Consider the following 24,407-nt stretch of genomic DNA (forward strand, 5'->3'; position numbering starts at 1 on the left):
CTACCGTCGAACACACCACCCGAACACCCGAGAGAAGACCGCGTGCCACCCCGGATCGCCCTGGCCCCCGACCCGCACGGCCCCGGCGGCCGCCTCCAGCCGCTCGACGACGCCGGCACCCCCCTCGGCGCCCCGGTGCACGCCACCGACCTCGCCGCCGCCGTCGCCGAACACGAAGCGGCCTCGCACCCGCGCTGGGTCTGGGCCACCGCCGACAGCGCCTACGCCCCGCTGCTGCCCGAGCTGCCCGGCCGGCTGGCCCGCTGCCACGACCTGCGCCTGGTCGAGGCCCTGCTGCTGTCCCACGAAGGCCGCTACGGGCAACCGCGCTCGCTCGGCGCCGCCTGGGCCCGGCTCCACCGGCTGCCCGTCCCGGCCGACCTGCCCGACTCCGGCGGCCACGACGACCAGGACAGCCTGTTCGCCCCCGACCGCCTCCAGCTGCCGCCCGCCACCGACCCGCTGGCGGCCGTCGTCGCCGTCCACGCCGACCAGCAGCGCCGGATCCAGGCCGTCACCGACCCCGCTCCCCCGACGGGCCGGCCCGCCGACACCGCCGGCTCCGCCGCCCGCGCGCGCTTGCGCCTGCTGGTCGCCGCCGAGTCGGCCGGTGCGCTGGCCGCCGCCGAGATGGCGCACGACGGCCTGCCCTGGCGCTCCGACATCCACGACCGGCTGCTGACCGACCTGCTCGGCCCCCGCCCGCAGATCCCCGGCACCCAGCCCAAGCGGCTCGCCGACCTCGCCACCGAGCTCCAGCAGGCCCTCGGCGGCCGCCCGTTCAACCCCGACTCGCACACCCAGGTGCTGCGCGCCTTCGCCGACCAGGGCGTGCACCTCGGCTCCACCCGCTCCTGGGAACTGCGCGGGGTCGACCACCCGGCGGCCACCCTGCTGATCCGCTACAAGGAGCTGTCCCGGATCCACGCCGCGCACGGCTGGGCCTGGCAGGACGCCTGGGCCCGCGGCGGCCGGTTCCGCCCCGAGTACGTGGTCGGCGGCGTGGTGTCGGGCCGCTGGGCGAGCCGGGGCGGCGGCGCGCTGCAGATCCCGCGGATCCTGCGCGGCGCGGTGGTCGCCGACCCGGGCTGGCTGCTGGTCGTCGCGGACGCCGCCCAGCTGGAGCCCCGGGTACTGGCCGCGCTCTCCCAGGACACCGGCATGGCCCGCTCCGCCGCCGAGGGCGACCTGTACGCGGCCCTCGCCGCCACCGCCTTCCAGGGCGACCGGGACAAGGCCAAGCTCGGTCTGCTCGGCGCGATGTACGGGCAGACCAGCGGCGACATCGGCCCGCTGCTCGCCACCCTGCGCCGCCGCTACCCCACCGCGATGGGCTACGTGGAGGCGGCCGCCCGCACCGGCGAGGACGGCGGCGTGGTCAGCTCCCGGCTGGGCCGGGTCTGCCCGCCGCCCTCCGCCGACTGGCAGGACGCCGCCGAGGACGCGGACGGCGCGGCCGACGCCGGGGCCCGTTCGGCCCGGGCCCGCGGCCGGTTCACCCGCAACTTCGTCATCCAGGCGAGCGCGGCCGACTGGGCGCTGGCCCTGCTGGCGGCGCTGCGCCGGCGGCTGGCCGGGCTGGCGGCGACCCCCGGTGACCGGCCGCACCTGGTGTTCTTCCAGCACGACGAGGTGGTGGTGCACACCCCTGCGGACCTCGCCGACCAGGTGGCGGCCGCCGTCACCGAGGCGGCGGAGGAGGCCCGGGCCCTGGTGTTCGGCGACACCCCGGTGCGGTTCCCGCTCAGCACCGCCGTGGTCGACTGCTACGCCGACGCGAAGTAGCGGCAGCGCGGAGCTCGCCCGGTACGGCCCGGCGGACCTCAGGCGGTACGGCCGAACGTGGCGGCTCGGCGTGGCGGCGGCGGGCCGCGGTGCCTGCTCAGAACTTCCGGAAGCCGCGGGCGTCCTGGGCCGCCGTGACCACCTCGGCCAGCGCCGCCCCGGCGGAGGCGGTCACCACGGCGGCCACCGCGCCCTCCACGAACGGCGCGTCCACCAGCACCACGTCCGAGCTCGGGTGGTCGGCCAGCACGGTGGCGGCGGTCAGCACGGAGCTTCCCAGGTCGGGCAGCACGACGACGCCGGCGCCGTGGTCGGCCTCCGCGACGGCTCGCACGACCAGGTCGTAGCTGGTGCCGAGCGAACCGTCCTCGGTGCCCGCCGCGAGCACCACCGGGACAACGCCCGAGCCGAGTTCACGCAGCAGCTCGCGCAGGCCGGCGGCCATCGCCGGGCTGTGCGAGACGAGGACGACACCTACGGGTCCGGTCATGTCCCGACCCTAGCCCCGGGTCCCGCATCCTGCCGGGGCCGCCGCGCGGGGCGCCGGCCGGCGGGGCCGTTCCCGCGGCACCGACCGCACCCTGTCGGCGAGTTCGACCGGGCCTGCGGCAATCCCGGCCGACCGCGCCGCTCTCGCGTAGCGTCGGCGGCAGGAGCGTCCGTGGCCCGAGGGAGCGCGTCGTGAAGAAGCTGATCAACACCCCCGAGAGCGTCCTGGAGGATGCGCTGGCCGGGGTGGCCGCAGCGCACCCGGAGTTGGCGGTGGACGTCCCGAACCGGGTGATCACCCGGGCCGTCCGCCCGGCCGCGCCGAAGGTCGCGCTGGTCTCCGGCGGCGGGTCCGGGCACGAGCCGCTGCACGGCGGTTTCGTCGGGCCGGGGATGCTCGACGCGGCCTGCCCGGGCGAGGTGTTCACGTCCCCCGTGCCGGACCAGGTGCTGACCGCCGTACGGGCCGTGGACAGCGGCGCGGGCGTGGTCCTGGTGGTGAAGAACTACACCGGCGACGTGATGAACTTCCGGCTCGCCGCCGACCTGGCCACCGAGGAGGGCATCGAGATCCGCACGGTGCTGGTGGACGACGACGTGGCGGTGGAGGACTCGACCTGGACGGCCGGCCGCCGGGGCACCGGTGCCACCGTCCTGGTGGAGAAGATCGCCGGCGCGCTGGCCGAGCGCGGCGCACCGCTGGCGGAGGTCGCCGCCGTCGGCGAGCGGGTCAACGCGGCCTCCCGCTCCTTCGCGGTGGCGCTCACCGCCGCGACCGTCCCGGCGGCGGGCAGGCCGGGCTTCGAACTGCCCGAGGACGAGATCGAGGTGGGCGTCGGCATCCACGGCGAGCCGGGCCGGCGCCGGGAGAAGCTCCGTCCGGCCCGGGAGCTGGCCGCGGAGGTGGTCGACACCGTCCTCGCCGACCACGACCTGGCGGCCGGCGACGAGGTCGTCGCGCTGGTGAACGGCCTCGGCGGCACACCGCTGCTGGAGCTGTACATCGTCTTCGGGGAGGTCGCGGCCCGGCTGGCCGAGCGTGGGGTGACCATTGCCCGCAGCCTGGTCGGCAACTACGTCACCAGCCTGGACATGGCGGGCTTCTCGCTCACCCTCACCAAGGCCGACGCCGAACTGCTGGAGCTCTGGGACGCCCCGGTGGCGACCCCGGCCCTGCACCGGTCCTGACGGGGGCGCGCGATGGAACAGGACACCCCGGGTGCCGGCACCGCTCCGAACACCGGACCCCCGACGGATCACCGCACTCTGGACGCCCCGCTCGCCGAGGCCTGGATCCGCGCCCTGGCGGCCGCCGTGGACACCCACCGGCAGGAGCTGACCGACCTGGACTCCGCGATCGGCGACGGCGACCACGGCAGCAACCTTCACCGCGGCTTCACCGCCGTGCTCGCCGTCCTGGACACCCTGGAGCCCGCCGACGCCGGCGCCGTCCTCGGGCGGACCGGCAGCACCCTGATCTCCAAGGTCGGCGGCGCCTCCGGCCCGCTGTACGGCAGCGCCTTCCGCGCGATGGGCGCGGCCCTGCCGCCGTCCCCCGCGACGCCCGCGGAGTTCGCCGGGGCGCTGGCGGCCGGGCTGGCTGCGGTGCGGCAGCTCGGCGGCGCCGGACCCGGCGACAAGACCCTCGTGGACGCGTACACCCCGGCGCTGGCCGCCTTCGAGCAGGCGGTCGCCGCCGGCGGCGACCTGGCCGGCGCCGCCTCGGCCGCGGCGGAGGCGGCCGAGCAGGGCATGCGCGCGACCACCGCGCTGCAGGCCCGCAAGGGCCGGGCCTCCTACCTGGGCCCGCGCAGCATCGGCCACCAGGACCCGGGCGCGACCTCCACCGCGCTGCTCTTCCGGACGCTCGCCGACGTCACCGGATGACTCCGCTGCCGCCGCCCCCGGCCCGGGGTGGCGCGACCGCCCCGGACAGCGGTCCCACGGGGCGCTTCCGTCGTCCGGGGCGCAGCGGTCGCCAGCTGCGGCCGCGGTCAGGCGGGCGTGCGGTCGAACGCCCCGGGGCCCGGGTCGGTGCGGCTGATCAGCAGCAGCAGCGCGTCGTCGCCGAGGGCGCCGCCCGTGTGCGCGAGCAGGTCCGCGTACAGCCGCCCGACCGCCGCCTCCAGCTCGGCCGCCGAGCGGGCCGCGCCGTGCACCAGCGGGCCGGCCCGCTCCGCGAGCGGGTAGAAGTCCCCCGAGCCGTCGCGCCGGGCCTCGACCACGCCGTCGGTGCAGAGCACCAGCACGTCGCCCTGCCCGAACGGCAGGTCCCAGCTGTCCGGTTCGCCGGGGACGAGCCGGCCCAGGCCCAGCGGCACCCACGGGTCGGGGTGCTCCAGCACCCGTACCGTCCCGTCCGCCATGACCTGGACAGGCGGGACATGGCCGTAGTGCAGCAGCTCGACGACGCCGGGTCTTCGGAACTCGGCGAACAGCGCGGTGGTGAACTCGCCGTCCGGCACATGGCGCTCCACGCTGGCCTCGATCCGGTCCGCGACGCCGCGCAGCCGGCTCTCGTCGTACGCGGCCTCCCGGAAGGCGCCCAGCACCACGGCCGCGGTCTGCACCGCGCCGAGGCCCTTGCCGCGGACGTCGCCGACCAGCACCCGGGTGCCGTGCGGGGTCTCCAGCACCGAGTACAGGTCACCGCCGATCCGGGCGTCGTCAGCGGCCGAGGCGTACCGCACGGCCAGCCGCAGCGGGCCGACCGTCGGCCCGGGCAGTCGCAACAGGGCACGCTGGGCCGCCTCGGCGACGGAGCTGACGGCGGCGTACGCGGCGGCGCGGCGCATCCTGATCCGGGCGACCCAGGCGCTGAACAGGGTCAGCACGACGTAGCTGACCATGGCTCCGAACAGGAAGCGCCGGTCGTTGACGTTGTCGACCTCGTCGTAGTGGCTCAGACCGAACACCGTCAGCAGGCCGAGGGAGCAGACCAGCAGCAGCTCCCGGGGTTTGAGGGTGAGGGCCGCGATCGACGGGACGACCGTCATCAGCGGCGCCAGGTAGCGGTCCTTGCCGGAGAGGAAGTCGGCCAGCGCGACCAGCGCAATGGCCGTCAGGGCCGGCGTCGCCCGTTTGTACCAGGGGATGTCCAGGAGGTCGACGGCGAGCAGCGCGCTGCGCCGTCGGGCCGGCGGGAGCACGGCGGCCGTCAGGTCCGCGGTCGACCGAGCTCGACGGATCCGGAACACATGTCCGAACATATCGGACGATCTGTTCCTGCGCCCCGCCACTCCGCCCGACGGCGGCACCCCTCGCCCGACGGCGGCAGTGCTCGCCGACCGAGACCCCCGGGCGGGCGGGCGAGCGGGACACGCCGGGCGGGACACGGCACGGCGGCAATTCGGACGGAACGTACCCGGACGCATACTCTCTGCAATCGAGTCGCTCGCCCGATGCGACCCACGACACAGGAATCCCCACCTTCCGAAATACCCAGTGGGGGTATGGTGTTGTGAGCAGACAGCAGCACGGGCACCCGCCCGTGGCAGCCACCCCCCGGAGGTCCCGATGTCCAGCACCATCACCTACACCGTCACCGGCATGAGCTGCGGCCACTGCGAGAAGTCGGTCAGCTCCGAGGTCTCCGCCCTCCCCGGCGTGACGGAGGTGGCCGCCGACGCCAAGGCCGGCACCGTGACGGTCTCCTCGGCCGCCCCGCTGGAGGACAGCCAGGTGCGCGCCGCCGTCGACGAGGCCGGCTACGAGCTCGTCGGCCGCTCGGCCTGAGGTCCGGTACGGCGGGGGCGGGGCACCGGCCCCCGCCGTACGCTCTCCGACATGGAGGAGACGACATGAGCACCACCACCCCCGGGACCCCGCGCACCGGCCCCTCCGCCCCCGCGACGGCGGGCGAGCGCGTCGAACTGTCAATCGGCGGGATGACCTGCGCCTCCTGCGCGGCCCGGATCGAGAAGAAGCTCAACCGGATGGACGGCGTCGAGGCCGTCGTGAACTTCGCGACCGAACGGGCCCGGATCGACTTCGGCCCCGGCGTCAGCGTGGCCGACCTGGTCGCCACCGTGGAGCGCACCGGCTACACGGCCGAACCGCCCACCCCGCCGCCGGCCGCCGAAACGGCCCCCGACGTCGCCGCCGCCCCGGACCCGGACCGGACCGCCGCCCGTGACCGGCTGCTGATCAGCACCGTGCTCACCGTCCCGGTGGTGCTGCTCTCGATGATCCCCGCCCTGCAGTTCGACAACTGGCAGTGGCTGGCCCTCGCCCTGACCGGCCCGGTCGTCGTGTACGGCGGGCTGCCGTTCCACCGCGCGGCCTGGACCAACCTGCGGCACGGCGCCGCCACCATGGACACCCTGGTCTCGCTCGGCACCCTGGCCGCCTTCGGCTGGTCGCTCTGGGCGCTCTTCCTCGGCCACGCCGGGATGACCGGCATGAAGCACGAGTTCTCGCTCGCGGTGACCCGCGGCGACGCCTCCTCCTCCCTCTACCTGGAGACCGCCGCCGCCGTCACCGTGCTGATCCTGCTCGGCCGCTGGCTGGAGGCCCGCTCCAAGCGCCGCGCCGGCGCCGCCCTGCACGCCCTGCTCGACCTGGGCGCCAAGGACGTCGCGGTACTGGAGGGCGGTCGCGAGGTGCGGCTGCCGGTGGCCCGGCTGACGGTCGGCACCCGCTTCGTGGTCCGGCCCGGCGAGAAGATCGCCACCGACGGCGTGGTGACCGAGGGCGCCTCCGCGGTGGACGCCTCGATGCTCACCGGGGAGTCCGTACCCGTCGAGGTCGCGGTCGGCGACCCGGTCACCGGCGCCACCGTCAACGCCGGCGGCCGCCTGGTGGTCGAGGCCACCCGGGTCGGCGCCGACACCCAGCTGGCCCGGATGGCCAAACTCGTCGAGGAGGCGCAGAACGGCAAGGCCGCCGCCCAGCGCCTGGCCGACCGGATCTCGGCGGTCTTCGTCCCCGTCGTCATCCTGATCGCGCTCGGCACCCTGGTCGGCTGGCTGCTGGTCAGCGACAGCCCCACCGAGGCGTTCACCGCGGCCGTGGCCGTCCTGATCATCGCCTGCCCCTGCGCCCTGGGACTGGCCACGCCCACCGCGCTGATGGTCGGCACCGGCCGCGGCGCCCAGCTGGGGATCCTGATCAAGGGACCCGAGGTGCTGGAGACCACCCGCCGGGTGGACACCGTGGTGCTCGACAAGACCGGCACGGTGACCACCGGCCGGATGGCCCTCACCGCCGTCCACACCGTCCCCGGAGTCCCGGTGGAGGAGGCGCTGCGGCTGGCCGGCGCGCTGGAGCACGCCTCCGAGCACCCGGTCGCCGCCGCCGTCGCCGCGGCCGCCGCCGAGCGGGTCGGCGCCCTGCCGCCCGTGGAGGGCTTCGAGAACGTGCCCGGACTCGGCGTCCGGGGCATCGTCGAGGGCCGTTCGGTGCTGGTCGGCCGCGAGGCACTGCTGGCGGCCGCCGCCCAGCCCTTGCCGGACGTCCTGGCCGAGGCCAAGGCGGCGGCCGAGGCAGCCGGCCGGACGGCCGTCGCGGTCGGCTGGGACGGCGCGGCCAGGGCGGTGCTGGAGGTCGCCGACACGGTGAAGCCCACCAGCGCCCGGGCGATCGCCGAGCTGCGCGCGCTGGGCCTGCGGCCGGTGCTGCTGACCGGGGACAACCGGGCGGTGGCGCAGTCGGTCGCGGCCGAGGTGGGCATCGACCCGGCGGACGTGTTCGCCGAGGTGCTCCCGGAGGACAAGGTCGCCACCGTCCGCGCCCTTCAGGCCGCGGGCCGGTCGGTGGCGATGATCGGGGACGGCGTGAACGACGCGGCCGCGCTGGCCCAGGCCGACCTGGGACTGGCGATGGGCACCGGCACCGACGCCGCGATCGAGGCCGCCGACCTGACCCTGGTCCGGGGCGACCTGCGCTCCGCCGGGGACGCGATCCGGCTCTCCCGCCGTACGCTGGCCACCATCAAGGGCAATCTCTTCTGGGCCTTCGCCTACAACGTGGCGGCGATCCCGCTGGCCGCCGCCGGACTGCTGAACCCGGTGGTGGCGGGCGCCGCGATGGCCTTCTCCTCGGTCTTCGTGGTGACCAACAGCCTGCGGCTGCGGCGCTTCCAGGCCGCCTGAGCAGCCGCGTCCCGACGGCCCGGACGCCCCCCGCCGCCGCCCCGCCGGATCCCCTCCGGCGGGGCGGCGCGTCGTGCGACGGTCGTCCGCGCCGTCGTTCACGGGCCCCGGTTCCATCGGCCGCCGACCCCGGTGCGGACCCGCGGCGCGCTCAGCGTCCGAGCAGCTCCCCGCCGTTGCAGTGCAGGATCTCGCCGGTGATGAAGCCGGCCTCGGGCGAGGCCAGGAAGTAGACGGCGGCCGCCACCTCGCCGGTCTCGCCGATCCGGCCGAGCAGGGTGCGGGCGGCCCGGCGGGAGACCTCGGCCTCGTCCAGCCGCGGCCCGAAGAACTCGGTGCCCGCGACCGTCCCGGGCGCGACGATGTTGGCGGTGATCCCGGACGGCCCGACCTGAGCGGCGAGGAAGTTGTTCCAGGCGTGCAGCGAGGCCTTGGCGGCGCCGTACGAGCCGGCCCCGCGCAGCGCCGCGATCGAGCTGACCGTGACGACCCGGCCGGAGCCCTGGGTGAGCCGGTCCCGGACGGACTCGGTGAGCAGCACCACCGTCAGCACGTTGCGTTCGAAGTCGCCGCGCCAGCGGGCCAGCAGGGCGTGCGGTCCGGCGCCGATCACGGTCTCGCGGCTGCCCGCGTTGTTGACCAGGACGTCGATCCGGGCCGGCAGTCCGCCGAGGGCGTGCTCGACCGCGTCGGGGTCGGCGAGGTCGCAGACCAGGGGGGTGACCCGGGGGCCGAGGTCGGCGGCGGCCTTCTCCAGCACGTCCCGCCGGCGTCCGACGATCATGACCCGTTCGCCCGCCTCGGCGAATCTCCGCGCGACCTCGTACCCGATGCCCGTGCCACCCCCGGTGACGACGACGTTCCTGGCCATCTGCGCACTCCCTCCCCGGTCCGGCCACTCCGCTGCCGATGTGCGGGCGGTCCGTACCGGAATGCCACGATTCTTATCACGCTGGGTCGCCGTGACTGCGGGGAGGGTGACGTCGACCGCCGTTGATGATGTGGTATGAGCCCGCGGTCGGGCACACACGGAGCGTGGCGAGAGACAGCTCACACCCCCCGGGCGTAACTTTGAGCGCCCTGATACGTCTTAGCTTTGTAGTGCGGCAGTTTTTCGGCGCGCGGCGACAGGGCGGACATCCGCCATGCCTCCGCACGGCCATGGCTGTCGCCGGCGGGGCTCCGGCGGGCCCCGGGACGGCCGTCGACTGCTCGGCGGTCTTCGCGCACGACGCCGGGGTGCGGCGGGTCAGGGGCGCTTTGAGCGGCCGCCCCTGACCGCGGCCGCCCCCGGACGTCGTGCGCCGTACCCAGCACCCGGTCGACCGCACCGGACGAACCGCACCGGACAAACGCGAGGGCCCGGTCGCACCCCTCGGGAAGAGTGGTGCGACCGGGCCCTCTGCGACTGCCGGCAGGCGGGGTCAGCGAGCGTCGAGACCGACGTAGTCGCGGATCGCGGTGCCGGTGTAGATCTGACGCGGACGGCCGATACGGCTCGTCGGGTCGTTGATCATCTCGTGCCAGTGGGCGATCCAGCCGGGCAGCCGGCCGAGCGCGAACAGCACGGTGAACATGCTGGTCGGGAAGCCCATGGCGCGGTAGATCAGGCCGGTGTAGAAGTCCACGTTCGGGTAGAGCTTGCGCGAGACGAAGAAGTCGTCGTTGAGCGCGTGCTCCTCCAGCTTGAGGGCGATCTCCAGCAGCTCGTCGGACTTGCCGAGCTGGGCGAGCACCTCGTGGGCCAGGATCTTGACCTGCGCGGCGCGCGGGTCGAAGGCCTTGTACACGCGGTGACCGAAGCCCATGAGCTTCACGCCGTCCTCGCGGTTCTTCACCTTGCGGATGAAGGAGTCGACGTCGCCGCCGTCCTTCTGGATCTGCTCCAGCATCTCCAGGACGGCCTGGTTGGCGCCGCCGTGCAGCGGGCCCCAGAGCGCCGAGATGCCGGCCGAGATCGAGGCGAACTGGTTCGCGTGGCTGGAGCCCACCAGGCGCACGGTGGAGGTCGAGCAGTTCTGCTCGTGGTCCGCGTGCAGGATGAACAGCTTGTCGAGCGCGTTGACGACGACGGGGTTGAGCTCGTAGTCCTCGGCGGGCACGGCGAACGTCATCCGCAGGAAGTTCTCGACGTAGCCGAGGTCGTTGCGCGGGTAGACGAACGGCTGGCCGACCGACTTCTTGTAGGCGTAGGCCGCGATGGTCGGCAGCTTCGCCAGCAGGCGGACGGTCGACAGGTGGCGCTGGCCGGCGTCGAACGGGTTGTGGCTGTCCTGGTAGAAGGTCGACAGGGCGCCGACCACCGAGGAGAGCATCGCCATCGGGTGCGCGTCCCGGGGGAAGCCCTGGTAGAAGCGCTTGACGTCCTCGTGCAGCAGGGTGTGCTGGGTGATCTCGTTGCTGAAGATCGCCAGCTGGTCGGCGTTCGGCAGCTCGCCGTTGATCAGGAGGTACGCGGTCTCGATGAAGCTGGCCTTCTCGGCCAGCTGCTCGATCGGGTAGCCGCGGTAGCGCAGGATGCCGTTGTCGCCGTCCACGAAGGTGATCGCGGACTTGTAGGCGGCGGTGTTGCCGAAGCCGTTGTCCAGGGTCACCAGGCCGGTCTGCGGGAGCAGCTTCGAGATGTCGAAGCCGGCGTTGCCCGCAGTGCTCGGGACGACGGGGTACTCGTACTCGCCGCCCTGGTACCGCAGTACTACAGCGTCTGGACTGTTCTCGCTCACGCTCTTCCTCACCGACGAAATGAATCCTCATCCAAGGTGCCCTGACTGTCTCTACCATCCCCCATCTGGCGGACAGTTGCGCACCCGGGGTGGCCCGAAAGGGCCCTCCCCTACAAAACCCGTCGCCGCAGCCGGTATGAACCGGACAAGATCGGCACCGCACCAGGCTCTGCCCTAAATCTCTTCACGTCAAGAGAACTCTAGAGGCAAGGATCCCGTTGGAGCATCATCCAGTCGCCAGCCGGTGGTCCAGCGCGGAGTGCCGACGACCTGCACTGACCGTCCGAACGGCCTGTCCGATCGCCTTGCGTGACCCCACCAGTACAACCAGTTGTTTTGCCCTGGTCACCGCCGTGTAGAGCAGATTTCGCTGGAGCATCGTCCAGGCCGAGGTGGTGACCGGAATCACCACCGCCGGGTACTCGCTGCCCTGCGAACGGTGGATCGTCACCGCGTACGCGTGCGCCAGCTCGTCCAGCTCGTCGAAGTCGTAGCCGATCTCCTCGTCCTCGTCCGTCAGCACCGTCAGCCGCTGGTCGTCCACCGCGATCGCGGTCACCACCCCCACCGTGCCGTTGAAGACGCCGTTCTGCCCCTTCTCGTAGTTGTTCCGGATCTGGGTGACCTTGTCCCCCACCCGGAACGTGCGCCCACCGAAGCGGCGCTCGGGCAGCCCCTCGCGCCCCGGCGTGACCGCCGCCTGGAGGAGCGTGTTCAGGTTGCCCGCGCCGGCCGGCCCCCGGTGCATCGGCGCCAGTACCTGGACGTCCCGGCGCGGGTCCAGCCCGAACTTCTGCGGGATCCGGCGCGCCACCACATCCACCGTCAGCCCGGCCGCCCGCTCGGCGTCGTCCTCCACGAAGAGGAAGAAGTCCGCCAACCCCTCCGTCCGCGGTGGCAGACCCTCGTTGATCCGGTGCGCGTTGGTCACCACCCCGGACTCCTGCGCCTGCCGGAAGATCCTGGTCAGCCGCACCGACGGCACCGGGCTCCCGGCCGCCAGCATGTCCCGCAGCACCTCGCCCGCGCCCACCGAGGGCAGCTGGTCCACATCCCCCACGAACAGCAGGTGCGCCCCCGGCGCCACCGCCTTGACCAGCTTGTTCGCCAGGATCAGATCCAGCATCGAGGCCTCGTCCACCACCACCAGGTCGGCCTCCAGCGGCCGGTCCCGGTCGTACGCCGCCTCGCCGCCCGGCCGCAGCTCCAGCAACCGGTGCACGGTCGACGCCTCCACCCCCGTCAGCTCGGACAGCCGCTTCGCCGCCCGGCCGGTCGGCGCCGCCAGCACCACCTTCGCCCGCTTCGCCAGCGCCAGCGTCACGATCGACTTCACCGTGAAGGACTTCCCGCAGCCCGGCCCGCCGGTCAGCACCGCGACCTTCTCGGTCAGCGCGAGACGCACCGACTGCTCCTGCTCCGGCGCCAGCTCCGCCCCCGTCCGCTTCGCCAGCCAGCCCAGCGCCGCCGCCCAGTCCACACCGGCGAACCCCGGCATCCGGTCGGAATCCGCCCGCAGCAGCCGCAACAACTGGTTCGACAGGGAGATCTCCGCCCGGTGGAACGGCACCAGGTAGACCGCCGTCACCGGCTGCCCGCCCTCCCCCGGAAGGGCCTCCCGGACCACGCCCTCCTCGGCGACCAGCTCGGCCAGGCAGTCGATCACCAGCCCCACGTCGACCTGCAGCAGCTTCACGCCGTCCGCGATCAGCCGCTCCTCCGGCAGGTAGCAGTGCCCCTGGTCGCTGCTCTGCGAGAGCGCGTACTGCAGCCCCGCCTTCACCCGCTCCGGACTGTCGTGCGGGATGCCCACCGCCTGCGCGATCCGGTCCGCCGTCAGGAACCCGATGCCCCACACGTCCGAGGCCAGCCGGTACGGCTCGTTCTTCACCACCCCGATCGAACTGTCCCCGTACTTCTTGAAGATCCGCACCGCCAGCGACGTCGAGACCCCCACCCCCTGCAGGAAGACCATCACCTCCTTGATGGCCTTCTGCTCCTCCCAGGCCTCGGCGATCTTCCTGGTCCGCTTCGGCCCCAGCCCGGGCACCTCGATCAGCCGGCCAGGCGCCGTCTCGATCACCTCCAGGGTGTCCACCCCGAAGGCCTCCACGATCCGCTCCGCGAACCGCGGCCCGATCCCCTTGATCAGGCCCGACCCCAGATACCGCTGGATGCCCTGGATGGTCGCCGGCAGCACCGTGGTGTAGTTCTCCACCACGAACTGCTTCCCGTACTGCGGGTGCGAGCCCCACCGCCCGTGCAGCCGCAAGGACTCCCCCGGCTGCGCCCCCAGCAGCGCGCCCACCACCGTCAGCAGGTCGTTGCCGCCCCGACCGGTGTCCACCCGGGCGACGGTGTAGCCGGTCTCCTCGTTGGCGTACGTGATCCGCTCCAGCACCCCCTCCACCTGGGCGAGCTGGCGCGGCACCGCGGGCTGCTGCTGCGTGGCCACGGGACCTCCTTGCCGATTCGGGTGACCATCCGCCACGCACCGTACCGTCCGGCTCCGACAACCCGGACATTCGGCGGCGCCCGAACCGGCCGGCGCCCCCGCGAGGAGACCCGCGGAAGGCCACCCCGGCACCGCCGGACGGGGGCGCCGGCGGGCGCCCGCACTGCGGGCGCCCGGCACCGGTGGAAGGCTGGGGAGCGCAGGGGGGAACCCATCCGTCCCCGTCCCCGGCGGGCCCGCGCAAGGAGCAGTCCCGACCATGCTCACCACCGACTACGTGCCCGGCTCCCCCAACTGGCTCGACCTCGGCAGCCCCGACACCGCGGCCTCCGCCGCCTTCTACAGCTCCCTGCTCGGCTGGACCTTCGCCTCCGCCGGCCCGGCCGCCGGCGGCTACGGCTTCTTCCAGCAGGACGGCCGGACGGTCGCCGCGCTCGGCCCGCTCACCGAGGAGGGCGCCGCGTCCGCCTGGACGATCTACTTCAGGACCACCGACGCCGACCGCACCACCGCCGCGGTGGAGCGGGCCGGCGGCAAGGTCCGGTTCGCGCCCTTCGACGTCTTCACCAACGGACGGATGGCCGGCTACACCGACCCGACCGGCGCCGACTTCGCCGTCTGGCAGCCGCAGGACACCGTCGGCCTGGACGCCGTCACCGACCCGGGGACGCTCTGCTGGACGGAGTGCTACAGCACCGACGCCGAGGCCGGGAAGACCTTCTACCGGGCCGTGTTCGACTGGCAGGAGCAGGACGTGCCGTTCGGCGACGTCACCTACACCGTGCTCACCCCGGCCGGCGGCGGCACCGACGACGGACAGGGCGGCATCATGCAGTTGGGCCCGGAGCAGACCGCCGCCGGCACCACCTCGCACTGGCTGCCCTACTTCGAGGTCCTCGACCCGGACGCCTGCGCCGCCACCGCCGAGCGGCTCGGCGCGACCGTCCGGATCCCGCCCACGGACTTCCACGGCGTGGGCCGGCTCGCCCAGATCGTCGACCCGCACGGCGCGGTCCTCGCCGTCATCAGGAGCGCTCAGCCCGGGCAGTGAGGCCCCGTCACCCGGACGGGAGCGGGTACGGCCGCCCCGGAACCCGCCCTGGACGGCGCGACGGCCGCACGGGAGCGGCCTGCGCTGCTCGGAGGCCCGGAACGCGCCACGGCGTCCGCTGCTGCCCCCTGCCGGCCCTTGTCGGCCCATCAGCGGGAGGACGCTGCCACTCGCCTACCCTGAGCCCATGAACGATCTCCAGATCCGCCGTGCGACCGCCGACGACCTGCCCGCCATCGTGGCCATGCTGGCGGACGACCCGCTGGGTGCCGTCCGGGAGTCCCCCGACGACCTGACGCCCTACCGCTCCGCGTTCCGCCGGATCGAGGAGGACCCGCAGCAGCACCTGATGGTCGCCGTGCGCGACGGCCGGACGGTCGGCACCCTGCAGCTGACGCTGATCCCCGGACTCTCCCGGAAGGGCTCGACCCGGGCAGTCATCGAGGCCGTCCGGGTGCACGCCGACGAGCGCGGCGGCGGGCTGGGCACCCAGCTGATCGAGTGGGCCGTGGACACCGCCCGCGAACAGCGGGCGGACCTCGTCCAGCTCACCTCGGACGCCAGCCGCACCGACGCCCACCGCTTCTACGAGCGCCTCGGGTTCACCGCCTCGCACCTCGGATTCAAGCTTCAGCTCTGATCCGGGCCTCGGAATCGGCCTGCGCGTCCGGTCGGCCCCGTCCGCGGGACCGGCGACCCGCCGGCGGGCGTTTCCGGACCGTTCCGGTGAAGTCTCTTCGCCGTCGCGGCGGAATCCCGTCGGTCCGGAAACGCAGAGAAGCCCCGCCGGTTACCCGGCAGGGCTTCTCCACAATGATTGTTCGGCGGCGTCCTACTCTCCCACAGGGTCCCCCCTGCAGTACCATCGGCGCAATGAGGCTTAGCTTCCGGGTTCGGAATGTAACCGGGCGTTTCCCTCATGCTATGACCACCGAAACACTATGAAACTGTCACCGCACCACCCACCCGTGACCAGGGCAAAGTGGGGTCGTTGTTTCAGAACAACACAGTGGACGCGAGCAACTGAGGACAAGCCCTCGGCCTATTAGTACCGGTCAGCTCCACCCCTTACAGGGCTTCCACATCCGGCCTATCAACCCAGTCGTCTACTGGGAGCCTTACCCTCTCAAGGAGGTGGGAATACTCATCTCGAAGCAGGCTTCCCGCTTAGATGCTTTCAGCGGTTATCCCTCCCGAACGTAGCCAACCAGCCATGCCCTTGGCAGGACAACTGGCACACCAGAGGTTCGTCCGTCCCGGTCCTCTCGTACTAGGGACAGCCCTTCTCAATATTCCTACGCGCACAGCGGATAGGGACCGAACTGTCTCACGACGTTCTAAACCCAGCTCGCGTACCGCTTTAATGGGCGAACAGCCCAACCCTTGGGACCTACTCCAGCCCCAGGATGCGACGAGCCGACATCGAGGTGCCAAACCATCCCGTCGATATGGACTCTTGGGGAAGATCAGCCTGTTATCCCCGGGGTACCTTTTATCCGTTGAGCGACGGCGCTTCCACAAGCCACCGCCGGATCACTAGTCCCTGCTTTCGCACCTGCTCGACCCGTCGGTCTCACAGTCAAGCTCCCTTGTGCACTTACACTCAACACCTGATTGCCAACCAGGCTGAGGGAACCTTTGGGCGCCTCCGTTACTCTTTAGGAGGCAACCGCCCCAGTTAAACTACCCACCAGACACTGTCCCTGATCCGGATCACGGACCCAGGTTAGACATCCAGCACGACCAGAGTGGTATTTCAACGTCGACTCCACAACCACTGGCGTGGCTGCTTCAAAGTCTCCCACCTATCCTACACAAGCCGAACCGAACACCAATATCAAGCTATAGTAAAGGTCCCGGGGTCTTTCCGTCCTGCTGCGCGAAACGAGCATCTTTACTCGTAATGCAATTTCACCGGGCCTATGGTTGAGACAGTCGAGAAGTCGTTACGCCATTCGTGCAGGTCGGAACTTACCCGACAAGGAATTTCGCTACCTTAGGATGGTTATAGTTACCACCGCCGTTTACTGGCGCTTAAGTTCTCAGCTTCGCCGAGACGAATCTCGACTAACCGGTCCCCTTAACGTTCCAGCACCGGGCAGGCGTCAGTCCGTATACATCGCCTTACGGCTTCGCACGGACCTGTGTTTTTAGTAAACAGTCGCTTCTCGCTGGTCTCTGCGGCCGGCCCCAGCTCAGAGTGCAAGACTCATCACCAGTTCCGGCCCCCTTCTCCCGAAGTTACGGGGGCATTTTGCCGAGTTCCTTAACCATAGTTCACCCGAACGCCTCGGTATTCTCTACCTGACCACCTGAGTCGGTTTGGGGTACGGGCCGCCATGAAACTCGCTAGAGGCTTTTCTCGACAGCATAGGATCATCCACTTCACCACAATCGGCTCGGCATCAGGTCTCAGCCTCAATGAGTGACGGATTTGCCTATCACTCGGCCTACACCCTTACCCCGGGACAACCACCGCCCGGGCTGGACTACCTTCCTGCGTCACCCCATCGCTCACCTACTACCCTGTTGGGTCAGCGGCTCCACCACGTCCCTTCGTCCGAAGACTCCAGGCCGGCTTCGCGGCTTTAGCATTCAGAGGTTCGACGTTGGCGCTTCAAAGCGGGTACGGGAATATCAACCCGTTGTCCATCGACTACGCCTGTCGGCCTCGCCTTAGGTCCCGACTTACCCTGGGCAGATCAGCTTGACCCAGGAACCCTTGGTCAATCGGCGCAAGAGTTTCTCACTCTTGTATCGCTACTCATGCCTGCATTCTCACTCGTGTCCCGTCCACAACTGGATTCCTCCGCTGCTTCACCCGGAACACGACGCTCCCCTACCCATCACAGCAGGCGTTGGCCCTGTTGCTGCAATGACACGACTTCGGTGGTGTGCTTGAGCCCCGCTACATTGTCGGCGCGGAATCACTTGACCAGTGAGCTATTACGCACTCTTTCAAGGGTGGCTGCTTCTAAGCCAACCTCCTGGTTGTCTCTGCGACTCCACATCCTTTCCCACTTAGCACACGCTTAGGGACCTTAGTCGGTGTTCTGGGCTGTTTCCCTCTCGACCATGGAGCTTATCCCCCACAGTCTCACTGCCACGCTCTCACTTACCGGCATTCGGAGTTTGGCTAAGGTCAGTAACCCGGTGAGGCCCATCGCCTATCCAGTGCTCTACCTCCGGCAAGAAACACGTGACGCTGCACCTAAATGCATTTCGGGGAGAACCAGCTATCACGGAGTTTGATTGGCCTTTCACCCCTAACCACAGGTCATCCCCCAGGTTTTCAACCCTGGTGGGTTCGGTCCTCCACGAAGTCTTACCTCCGCTTCAACCTGCCCATGGCTAGATCACTCCGCTTCGGGTCTTGGGCATGCAACTCAATCGCCCTATTCGGACTCGCTTTCGCTACGGCTACCCCACACGGGTTAACCTCGCTACACACCGCAAACTCGCAGGCTCATTCTTCAAAAGGCACGCAGTCACGAGACAGACGGGCAAGCCCACTGTCCGACGCTCCCACGGCTTGTAGGCACACGGTTTCAGGTACTATTTCACTCCGCTCCCGCGGTACTTTTCACCATTCCCTCACGGTACTATCCGCTATCGGTCACCAGGGAATATTTAGGCTTAGCGGGTGGTCCCGCCAGATTCACACGGAATTTCTCGGGCTCCGTGCTACTTGGGAGAAGCTCAAGTGAGCCGCTGATGTTTCGTCTACGGGGGTCTTACCCTCTACGCCGGACCTTTCGCATGTCCTTCGACTACACCAACGGTTTCTGACTCACCCAGCCGCCGGCAGACGACTGAAGAACTTTCCCACGACCCCTCATACGCAACCCCTGCCGGGTATCACACGTATCAGGTTTAGCCTCATCCGGTTTCGCTCGCCACTACTCCCGGAATCACGGTTGTTTTCTCTTCCTGCGGGTACTGAGATGTTTCACTTCCCCGCGTTCCCTCCACATACCCTATGTGTTCAGGTATGGGTGACAGCCCATGACGACTGCCGGGTTTCCCCATTCGGAAACCCCCGGATCAAAGCCTGGTTGACGGCTCCCCGGGGACTATCGTGGCCTCCCACGTCCTTCATCGGTTCCTGGTGCCAAGGCATCCACCGTGCGCCCTTAAAAACTTGGCCACAGATGCTCGCGTCCACTGTGCAGTTCTCAAACAACGACCAGTCACCCACCATCGGACACCACCAGGGCGACCTCAAGCAGGACCGGCACTGAAGCAACGACCATACGGCCGTTCCCTCAGGACCCAACAACGTGCCCGACCCACCAGACCCGCCAGAAACCCGTTCCACGCACCGAAGTGCAGTACTTGGGAGGCCTGACAGACCTCGTGTGCCGAATAGTCAACGTTCCACCCATGAGCTAGCACTTCAGGACATTCGCCCGAAGCTGCCATGTGCTCCTTAGAAAGGAGGTGATCCAGCCGCACCTTCCGGTACGGCTACCTTGTTACGACTTCGTCCCAATCGCTGGTCCCACCTTCGACGGCTCCTCCCCTTACGGGTTAGGCCACCGGCTTCGGGTGTTACCGACTTTCGTGACGTGACGGGCGGTGTGTACAAGGCCCGGGAACGTATTCACCGCAGCATGCTGATCTGCGATTACTAGCAACTCCAACTTCATGGGGTCGAGTTGCAGACCCCAATCCGAACTGAGGCCGGCTTTTTGGGATTCGCTCCGCCTCGCGGCATCGCAGCCCTTTGTACCGACCATTGTAGCACGTGTGCAGCCCAAGACATAAGGGGCATGATGATTTGACGTCGTCCCCACCTTCCTCCGAGTTGACCCCGGCAGTCTCCTGTGAGTCCCCATCACCCCGAAAGGCATGCTGGCAACACAGAACAAGGGTTGCGCTCGTTGCGGGACTTAACCCAACATCTCACGACACGAGCTGACGACAACCATGCACCACCTGTATACCGACCACAAGGGGGCGACCATCTCTGGCCGTTTCCGGTATATGTCAAGCCTTGGTAAGGTTCTTCGCGTTGCGTCGAATTAAGCCACATGCTCCGCTGCTTGTGCGGGCCCCCGTCAATTCCTTTGAGTTTTAGCCTTGCGGCCGTACTCCCCAGGCGGGGAACTTAATGCGTTAGCTGCGGCACCGACGACGTGGAATGTCGCCAACACCTAGTTCCCAACGTTTACGGCGTGGACTACCAGGGTATCTAATCCTGTTCGCTCCCCACGCTTTCGCTCCTCAGCGTCAGTAATGGCCCAGAGATCCGCCTTCGCCACCGGTGTTCCTCCTGATATCTGCGCATTTCACCGCTACACCAGGAATTCCGATCTCCCCTACCACACTCTAGCCTGCCCGTATCGAATGCAGACCCGGGGTTAAGCCCCGGGCTTTCACATCCGACGCGACAGGCCGCCTACGAGCTCTTTACGCCCAATAATTCCGGACAACGCTCGCACCCTACGTATTACCGCGGCTGCTGGCACGTAGTTAGCCGGTGCTTCTTCTGCAGGTACCGTCACTTGCGCTTCTTCCCTGCTGAAAGAGGTTTACAACCCGAAGGCCGTCATCCCTCACGCGGCGTCGCTGCATCAGGCTTTCGCCCATTGTGCAATATTCCCCACTGCTGCCTCCCGTAGGAGTCTGGGCCGTGTCTCAGTCCCAGTGTGGCCGGTCGCCCTCTCAGGCCGGCTACCCGTCGTCGCCTTGGTAGGCCATTACCCCACCAACAAGCTGATAGGCCGCGGGCTCATCCTGCACCGCCGGAGCTTTACACCAACCCCCATGCGGAGGAAGGTCATATCCGGTATTAGACCCCGTTTCCAGGGCTTGTCCCAGAGTGCAGGGCAGATTGCCCACGTGTTACTCACCCGTTCGCCACTGATCCACCCCGAAGGGCTTCACCGTTCGACTTGCATGTGTTAAGCACGCCGCCAGCGTTCGTCCTGAGCCAGGATCAAACTCTCCGTGAATGTCTGCCCGACAGTGCTTAATTAAAAGCGCGGGCCGGCACTCGCGTTGAGCGGCACGGCAACCAACCGGAATAGGGCGGTCCCGCGCACTGCGTCCTCGCTAGTGTTTTGTTACTAAAGGAATCTCCAACCCGGATCGAGTGATCCAGGCCGGGGATGTCAACATATCTGGCGTTGACTTTTGGCACGCTGTTGAGTTCTCAAGGAACGGACACTTCCTTCGAGTCACTCTCGTGAACTCTCCGGGCGCTTCGTTCTTTCGTGTTTCCAGCTTATCAGATGTTTTCCGCTCCGTTTTCCGGGGCTTCGTTCATCCGATTTGCTTTTGGCCTTTCGGCGCTCCCGAACTCTACCAGAGTTTCTCGGGCTGCTTTTCCCTCTCGAATCCGAACCTGAATCCGAATCCCTGCGGGTGAAGCGTGCTGCCACTGGGGCAACCCGGAGAACTGTACGGGGGTCGGGCGGCACAAGCAAATCGCCCCCGCCGCGGTATCCCGGGCGGGGGCGATCGGTGCCTTGAGCTGCGGCTCAGCGGACCTCGGTGATCTCCGGGCCACGCGCGAACGGGTCCAGCGCGGTGGTGCCGAACCGGGCGCCGGCACCGTCCTCGGTGGGTGCGGCACCACCGTCGGCGACCATCTGGGCGTCCTCCGGCAGCTTCAGCACGATCGGGTCGCGGGGAGCCATCGGGACCTCGCCGCGGACGACGACGGTCTGCTGGAAGACCTGCTCCAGAATTCCGGCCATCTCAGGCTGCACGGCAGCCTGACCGGAGATCACTCCGCGCAGGAACCAGCGCGGGCCGTCACAGCCGACGAAGCGGACCAGCTGGACACCCTGGGTGCCGTCCGGAAGCTGGACCGGGACCTGGGCACGGAGGTGCCAGCCCAGCGGGCCCTCCTCCTCCTCGACGAGGCCGCCCTGCGAGGTGATGCCGTTGGCGATCTCCTCGCGGACCTCGCCCCAGATGCCCTCGGACTTCGGGGCGGCGAAAGCCTGCAACTGAATGGCGCTGTTGCCGAGGACCAGGGTGGCGGCGACGATCGAGTCACCTGCCACCTCGACCCGCAGCTCCATACCCTCGACTCCGGGGACGAGCAGACCTCCGAGGTCCACCCGGCCTTCCTCGGGCTGTTCCAGCTCGGAGTGGTCCCACGGACCGTCCGGGCGGGGGGCCGGCGGCAGGCCGACCCGCTCCGCCGGGTCCAGCTCGGTGTTGTTCTCGCTCTCGGAGTCGGCGGAACCTTCGACGTCATCGGCCGGCTCGTCGGCGCTGATGGCGTCGTCGGCGAGCTGCTCGACAGCGTCCTCGCTCTTCTGGCGACGACGGAACACGGTCACTGTCCTTCCCGGTCCAAGACCGACACGAATACCTGCTCGGCCGCGGGCAGCCTAGACCGCGGCATGGCCACCGGTCGACCCGAACCCACCCTCGGCACGTGCCGACCCGGGCAGTTCGGCCACCTCGTGGAAGCGGGCCTTCTCGACCTGCTGGATGACCAGCTGGGCGATTCGGTCCCCACGGCGGAAGCTGACACCCTCGCGCGGGTCCAGATTGACGACGATCACCTTGATCTCCCCACGGTACCCGGCATCGACCGTCCCTGGGGCGTTCACAAGGGCAACTCCGCAACGAGCTGCCAGACCCGAACGCGGGTGCACGAACGCCGCGTAGCCGTCGGGTAGCGCGATGGCCACACCGGTCGGCAGGACGATCCGCTCCCCGGGTGCGAGCTCCGCGTCGACCGTGGTGCGCAGGTCGGCTCCCGCGTCGCCGGGCTGCGCGTAGGCGGGCAGGGGCAGCTCGGGGTCGATTCGCCTGATCAGGACGTCTACCGGCGGGCGGGCGGTGGTGCTCACGGATTCACCTCGAAGGCTCTGGCGCGCTTGAACAGGTCAGGGTCGTCCAAGGCCTTCTTGATGTCCTCGGGACGACCGTGCTGGGTGAAGTGTTCCAGCTTCACCTGGATGAAGAGCGCCTGCGCCCTGATCGCGACCGGTCCGTCGGGGCCGCCGATCCGTCCCTCCGCCGCGCTGTAGATCTTGCGGCCGTGCACGCCGGTGATCCGCGCGCGGATGTGCAGCACCGAGTCCACCGGTACCGGTCGGACGAAGTCGGTCTCCAGGCGGCCGGTCACGGCGGCGGAGTGCAGCAGCCAGTTCAGCGAGCCGAGAGTCTCGTCCATCGCCGTCGTCAGCAGGCCGCCGTGGGCCAGCCCCGGGCCGCCCTGGTGGCCCGGTCCGACGGTGAACTCGGCGGTGACGTCCAAGCCCTCGCCGGCCACGACGGTCATCCGCAACCCGGCCGGGTGCTGCGGACCGCAGCCGAAGCAGTGGTCGTAGTGCGAGCCCACCAGCGTTCCCGGGGCCGGGGCCTCGGGCGCCCGGGGCGGGAGCACGGCGTCCTGCGGCGGCGTGGTGGGCGAGAGCTGGGCGGCTGGGCGCTCGGCGGGCTGCTCGGAGCCCTTCGGCGCCGGCTGCGAGGTTATGGATCCGGTCACGAAAACAACCCTACCGACCGGTAGCAAGAGGTGTGCCGGGGGCGCCGTCCCGGCCCGCCGGGGCCGGTGACCACAATGGAGGTATGTACGACGAACGCCTCACCGCACCTCGCTCCTGGTGGCTCCTCCCGGTCGCGCTCGGGCTGACGCTCGCGCTGATCCTGCTGCGGGTCGGCGGGGTGGCCGCGCTGATCGGACTGGTGATCGGCATCGCCGCCGGGGCGGCGGCCGTCAACAGTTACGGCTCCGCCCGGATCCGGGTGGTGCAGGGCTCACTGGTGGCCGGCCAGGCCCGGATCCCGGTCGAGGCGCTCGGCGAGGCGCACCCGCTGACCCCGGTGGAGGCGGTCGCCTGGCGCGGGGTCAAGGCGGACCCGCGGGCGTTCATGCTGCTGCGCAGCTACGTCCCGACCGCGCTGCGGGTCGAGGTGACCGACCCGGCCGACCCGACGCCGTACCTGTACCTGTCGACCCGCTCACCCGAGCGGCTCGCGGCGGCGCTGGCCGAGGCCCGGCGGCGCACCGCCTGAGCCCGCGGGGCGGCGCGGCCGCACCCCCCGTACGGGCACCCCGGCGAGGCCTGGCGCCCCGGCGGACGGGCCGCCGGCGGCCCGCACCGGCCGCGGCCCTGAAACACGGAGGAGGGACGGTTCCGCTGCTGCGGGACCGTCCCTCCTGTTTCCAGTGCTGCCGCTGCCGATGACGCCGCTCGCACCGGTGCCACGGCCGCTTCCGCGACCGCGCTTGCTGCAGGTACCGCCGGTGGTGCTGTTACTGCTGTGTTCTGCAGGACCAGCCTGCCGGTGCGACCGACGGAACGGCCGCCGGATCTGCCTCCGGCCCCGCTGCCCGGGGCCGGACGGGGCGGTGTACCGAGCCCACGGAAGCCGTGGGACCCGGGCCGTGACCGCCCGGTGCTCAGGCGCCGCAGTCCCGGCAGATCGGGTTGCCGTTCTTCTCGCTGTAGAGCTGGCTGCGGTGGTGCACCAGGAAGCAGCTCATGCAGGTGAACTCGTCGGCCTGGCGCGGGAGCACCCGGACGGAGAGTTCCTCGTTCGAGAGGTCGGCACCGGGGAGCTCCAGGCCCTCCGCCGCCTCGAACTCGTCGACGTCGACCGAGCTGGTCGACTTCTCGTTCCGACGAGCCTTCAGTTCTTCGATGCTGTCCTCGTTGAGGTCGTCATCGGTCTTGCGTGGGGTGTCGTAGTCCGTTGCCATTTGTTCGCTCTCCCCCTCCGGGTGTCTGCGGTGTGTGCGGTATCTCCAGCGCACGTAACGCACGGGGGGCCGGTGTTGTGCCCGACCCGAGGCGGAGATTTTGCCTTACTTCAAGCCCTGTTACTCAATCGACACT

The 24,407-nt window shown here is 69.8% G+C and carries 17 protein-coding genes and 3 rRNA genes; 8 read left to right on the forward strand and 12 right to left on the reverse strand.

Annotated features, from left to right (window positions below; all coding sequences use genetic code 11):
• The first annotated feature begins 42 nt into the window (after window positions 1-42).
• Entirely contained in the window at window positions 43-1,785 is a 1,743-nt protein-coding gene (locus tag OG689_RS14310; protein ID WP_266320615.1) for a bifunctional 3'-5' exonuclease/DNA polymerase, read from the forward strand.
• 97 nt (window positions 1,786-1,882) lie between these two features.
• On the opposite strand, the gene dhaM is transcribed toward OG689_RS14310, so the two are convergent.
• On the reverse strand, window positions 1,883-2,275 hold the full coding sequence (dhaM, locus tag OG689_RS14315) for a dihydroxyacetone kinase phosphoryl donor subunit DhaM (protein ID WP_266320617.1): 393 nt from the start codon (window positions 2,273-2,275) through the stop codon (window positions 1,883-1,885).
• Between the two features lie 191 nt (window positions 2,276-2,466).
• On the opposite strand from dhaM, the gene dhaK reads away from it, so the two are divergent.
• Both dhaK and dhaL read left to right on the forward strand, forming a co-directional pair.
• Window positions 2,467-3,462 carry a dihydroxyacetone kinase subunit DhaK gene (gene dhaK / locus OG689_RS14320; RefSeq protein WP_266320618.1) on the forward strand — a complete coding sequence of 332 codons (996 nt, stop codon included), beginning with the start codon at window positions 2,467-2,469 and terminating at the stop codon, window positions 3,460-3,462.
• Between the two features lie 12 nt (window positions 3,463-3,474).
• Window positions 3,475-4,161 (forward strand): dihydroxyacetone kinase subunit DhaL, encoded by a 687-nt coding sequence (gene dhaL, locus OG689_RS14325; RefSeq protein ID WP_266320619.1) that lies wholly within the window; start codon window positions 3,475-3,477, stop codon window positions 4,159-4,161.
• A gap of 107 nt (window positions 4,162-4,268) precedes the next feature.
• Here the strand turns inward: dhaL and OG689_RS14330 are convergent, their stop codons facing one another.
• Window positions 4,269-5,471, reverse strand: a complete 1,203-nt coding sequence (locus OG689_RS14330; RefSeq protein WP_266320620.1) for a PP2C family protein-serine/threonine phosphatase — start codon at window positions 5,469-5,471, stop codon at window positions 4,269-4,271.
• A 319-nt stretch (window positions 5,472-5,790) separates the two neighbouring features.
• Here OG689_RS14330 and OG689_RS14335 point away from each other — a divergent pair, with 319 nt between their 5' ends.
• Together OG689_RS14335 and OG689_RS14340 are read left to right on the forward strand one after the other, a co-directional pair.
• Window positions 5,791-6,009 carry a cation transporter gene (locus tag OG689_RS14335; protein ID WP_266320621.1) on the forward strand — a complete coding sequence of 73 codons (219 nt, stop codon included), beginning with the start codon at window positions 5,791-5,793 and terminating at the stop codon, window positions 6,007-6,009.
• A 65-nt stretch (window positions 6,010-6,074) separates the two neighbouring features.
• Window positions 6,075-8,366 carry a heavy metal translocating P-type ATPase gene (locus tag OG689_RS14340; protein WP_266320622.1) on the forward strand — a complete coding sequence of 764 codons (2,292 nt, stop codon included), beginning with the start codon at window positions 6,075-6,077 and terminating at the stop codon, window positions 8,364-8,366.
• A 151-nt stretch (window positions 8,367-8,517) separates the two neighbouring features.
• Here the strand turns inward: OG689_RS14340 and OG689_RS14345 are convergent, their stop codons facing one another.
• From OG689_RS14345 to OG689_RS14355, 3 genes are all read right to left on the reverse strand, one after another.
• A complete protein-coding gene (locus OG689_RS14345; protein WP_266320624.1) occupies window positions 8,518-9,237 on the reverse strand; it encodes an SDR family oxidoreductase in 720 nt (239 codons plus the stop codon).
• 553 nt (window positions 9,238-9,790) lie between these two features.
• Complete coding sequence (locus OG689_RS14350; RefSeq protein WP_266320625.1) at window positions 9,791-11,089, reverse strand: citrate synthase; 1,299 nt, start codon at window positions 11,087-11,089, stop codon at window positions 9,791-9,793.
• Window positions 11,090-11,315: 226 nt separating this feature from the next.
• Window positions 11,316-13,544 (reverse strand): ATP-dependent RecD-like DNA helicase, encoded by a 2,229-nt coding sequence (locus tag OG689_RS14355; protein ID WP_266320627.1) that lies wholly within the window; start codon window positions 13,542-13,544, stop codon window positions 11,316-11,318.
• Window positions 13,545-13,803: 259 nt separating this feature from the next.
• Here OG689_RS14355 and OG689_RS14360 point away from each other — a divergent pair, with 259 nt between their 5' ends.
• Both OG689_RS14360 and OG689_RS14365 read left to right on the forward strand, forming a co-directional pair.
• Complete coding sequence (locus OG689_RS14360; RefSeq protein ID WP_266320628.1) at window positions 13,804-14,595, forward strand: VOC family protein; 792 nt, start codon at window positions 13,804-13,806, stop codon at window positions 14,593-14,595.
• Between the two features lie 187 nt (window positions 14,596-14,782).
• Window positions 14,783-15,235, forward strand: coding sequence for a GNAT family N-acetyltransferase (locus OG689_RS14365; protein WP_266320630.1), 453 nt, complete (start codon window positions 14,783-14,785; stop codon window positions 15,233-15,235).
• Window positions 15,236-15,414: 179 nt separating this feature from the next.
• Here the strand turns inward: OG689_RS14365 and rrf are convergent.
• The 6 genes from rrf to OG689_RS14395 all read right to left on the reverse strand — a co-directional run bounded on the left by rrf (window position 15,415) and on the right by OG689_RS14395 (window position 22,951).
• A 5S ribosomal RNA gene (gene rrf, locus OG689_RS14370) occupies window positions 15,415-15,531 on the reverse strand.
• Between the two features lie 89 nt (window positions 15,532-15,620).
• A 23S ribosomal RNA gene (locus OG689_RS14375) occupies window positions 15,621-18,742 on the reverse strand.
• Window positions 18,743-19,028: 286 nt separating this feature from the next.
• Window positions 19,029-20,552 (reverse strand): 16S ribosomal RNA (locus OG689_RS14380).
• Together the 16S, 23S and 5S rRNA genes form the textbook arrangement of a ribosomal RNA operon.
• Window positions 20,553-21,080: 528 nt before the next feature.
• Complete coding sequence (locus tag OG689_RS14385; RefSeq protein ID WP_266320632.1) at window positions 21,081-21,887, reverse strand: DUF3710 domain-containing protein; 807 nt, start codon at window positions 21,885-21,887, stop codon at window positions 21,081-21,083.
• 57 nt (window positions 21,888-21,944) lie between these two features.
• A complete protein-coding gene (gene dut, locus OG689_RS14390; RefSeq protein ID WP_073924892.1) occupies window positions 21,945-22,412 on the reverse strand; it encodes a dUTP diphosphatase in 468 nt (155 codons plus the stop codon).
• Window positions 22,409-22,951 carry a PaaI family thioesterase gene (locus tag OG689_RS14395; RefSeq protein WP_266327121.1) on the reverse strand — a complete coding sequence of 181 codons (543 nt, stop codon included), beginning with the start codon at window positions 22,949-22,951 and terminating at the stop codon, window positions 22,409-22,411. Before OG689_RS14395 ends, dut begins: the two co-directional genes overlap by 4 nt.
• 185 nt (window positions 22,952-23,136) lie before the next feature.
• Between OG689_RS14395 and OG689_RS14400 the strand changes: the two genes are divergently transcribed.
• A complete protein-coding gene (locus OG689_RS14400; protein ID WP_073924891.1) occupies window positions 23,137-23,583 on the forward strand; it encodes a DUF3093 domain-containing protein in 447 nt (148 codons plus the stop codon).
• A 388-nt stretch (window positions 23,584-23,971) separates the two neighbouring features.
• On the opposite strand, the gene OG689_RS14405 is transcribed toward OG689_RS14400, so the two are convergent.
• The gene (locus OG689_RS14405) at window positions 23,972-24,271 is read right to left on the reverse strand and encodes a DUF4193 domain-containing protein (protein WP_073924890.1); all 300 of its coding nucleotides are present in this window, start codon (window positions 24,269-24,271) and stop codon (window positions 23,972-23,974) included.
• Window positions 24,272-24,407 lie beyond the last annotated feature (136 nt).

The sequence above is a fragment of the Kitasatospora sp. NBC_00240 genome, assembly GCF_026342405.1.
Classification (GTDB): Bacteria; Actinomycetota; Actinomycetes; order Streptomycetales; family Streptomycetaceae; genus Kitasatospora.

Bases quoted from the DNA above. Each gene is read 5' to 3' on its own strand.
- OG689_RS14360 (WP_266320628.1), top strand. From the start codon at position 13,804: ATGCTCACCACCGACTACGTGCCCGGCTCCCCCAACTGGCTCGACCTC.
- OG689_RS14340 (WP_266320622.1), top strand. From the start codon at position 6,075: ATGAGCACCACCACCCCCGGGACCCCGCGCACCGGCCCCTCCGCCCCC.
- OG689_RS14345 (WP_266320624.1), bottom strand. From the start codon at position 9,237: ATGGCCAGGAACGTCGTCGTCACCGGGGGTGGCACGGGCATCGGGTAC.
- OG689_RS14400 (WP_073924891.1), top strand. From the start codon at position 23,137: ATGTACGACGAACGCCTCACCGCACCTCGCTCCTGGTGGCTCCTCCCG.
- OG689_RS14405 (WP_073924890.1), bottom strand. From the start codon at position 24,271: ATGGCAACGGACTACGACACCCCACGCAAGACCGATGACGACCTCAAC.
- dhaM (WP_266320617.1), bottom strand. From the start codon at position 2,275: ATGACCGGACCCGTAGGTGTCGTCCTCGTCTCGCACAGCCCGGCGATG.
- dhaL (WP_266320619.1), top strand. From the start codon at position 3,475: ATGGAACAGGACACCCCGGGTGCCGGCACCGCTCCGAACACCGGACCC.
- OG689_RS14365 (WP_266320630.1), top strand. From the start codon at position 14,783: ATGAACGATCTCCAGATCCGCCGTGCGACCGCCGACGACCTGCCCGCC.
- OG689_RS14335 (WP_266320621.1), top strand. From the start codon at position 5,791: ATGTCCAGCACCATCACCTACACCGTCACCGGCATGAGCTGCGGCCAC.